The organism is Parazoarcus communis SWub3 = DSM 12120, assembly GCF_003226565.1.
Lineage (GTDB): Bacteria > Pseudomonadota > Gammaproteobacteria > Burkholderiales > Rhodocyclaceae > Parazoarcus > Parazoarcus communis.
The window spans coordinates 1-1,450 of record NZ_QKOE01000063.1 but is presented as its reverse complement, the minus strand read 5'-3'; the positions used below and the strand labels follow the sequence as shown (position 1 = coordinate 1,450).

Sequence of the window (1,450 nt, the reverse complement as noted above, 5' to 3'; positions counted from 1 at the left end):
GAGGTGCTTCATGCATTAGGAATCGAAAAACCAGCGGCGCCGGAGCAGTTGGCGCTGTTGTAGTGGCATTTTTGAAAGTACGCTATATAAAAAACAAGGACTTGCGAGCGTGACTGTCGAACTCCGGCGCGCAGAACGTGATTCAGCGCTACAAATCGCTCGCCGATATCGAGCGCGGTTTCAAGGTGCTCAAGTCCGAGATCGAGATCGGTCCGGTATATCACCGTCTGCCCGAGCGGATCCGCGCGCACGCGTCGATCTGCTTCATGGCGCTGATCCTGCATCGGGTGATGCGTAGCCGTCTCAAGGCGGCTGATGTGGGCTACACGCCCGAGCGGGCGCTTGAGCAACTGCAGCGCATCCAGCATCACCGCGTGCGTCTGAACGGCGGGGAGCCGGTGACAGGGGTGTCGACGCTCAGCACGGAACAGCATGAGGTGCTTCATGCATTAGGAATCGAAAAACCAGCGGCGCCGGAGCAGTTGGCGCTGTTGTAGTGGCATTTTTGAAAGTACGCTATATAAAAAAACAAGGACTTGCGAGCGTAACTGTCGAACTCCGGCGAGAAGCGTGGCAATTGCGCAAAGGGAGAATGCTGTGGAAGCCGCGGGACGGGTTAGGAGCACATCGCCTGCTCGAAGTCCAGTTGAGGCCTCAATTGCCTCCGCTCGAAATAGCTTTGGAACAATCATGTCGACATTGAGGTCATGCTTGGTCAGAGGAATCTATACGAGTACAGATATAGCGTGCACTTCTGTCCCAATTTTTCTTAAAGTCACGGTGGATACGGTCGACATCAAGGTCGTCGTGATCGGTAGAGACTGCATGCTCCTTGTAATCCGCCATCAAGGCGAAGAGATAGAGATTTTGGTTCAATTCAAATGAGAACCATGACTCAAATTCCACACCCTCCCTGCGAATTGATTCTTGAGCTTCTTGGGACCTTTTGTTTAACTCGTTGCTCCAATGGACTAGTTGTCGTTGCCGACCAGGCAACATGCGAATCACCGCTCCCGTGACAGGACCTCGTTCGAGATGCGCGAAGTCTTGGACTGACACGTCGAACAGCAAGGAGGCCTCAACTTGGCCAATAGTTGTAGACGTGGCGTCTCTCCAATATCCCGCGGCCAATTGCATCCCATCTATGGAGAAGAGGAATTGCGCATCAGGGCTGTCGTTCATGCCAGCGGCTAAGCCCCTCAAGTCACCAGCTCTTACGATTCGGAGGAACGTCTTCATCTCTGTTAAAGCATGGGAATGATGAGGTTGGATGAGCAGGGCTACCGCAGCTACCCGCTTGTCGTTGACCACTCCAGAATGATGTTCACGATCAAGCACTTGCAACACCCCTGTTCACAGGCCCTTGTTTTGTGTAGCGTCCTGTCTTTTTGGGCGACCGATGGACATAGGGAAGCTGGCCGACATGGTGGAGGTTTTCGAGGGGCTCGAG

General features: G+C 53.7%; 1 protein-coding gene and 1 pseudogene. One reads left to right on the top strand and one right to left on the bottom strand.

The window, feature by feature from the left end:
- Positions 1-128 precede the first annotated feature (128 nt).
- Positions 129-497, top strand: a pseudogene (locus tag DNK49_RS22980) (IS1634 family transposase); the annotation flags it as partial.
- 208 nt (positions 498-705) lie between these two features.
- Here DNK49_RS22980 and DNK49_RS22975 read toward each other — a convergent pair.
- On the bottom strand, positions 706-1,338 hold the full coding sequence (locus tag DNK49_RS22975) for a DUF6176 family protein (RefSeq protein WP_133255165.1): 633 nt from the start codon (positions 1,336-1,338) through the stop codon (positions 706-708).
- Between the last annotated feature and the right edge of the window lie 112 nt (positions 1,339-1,450).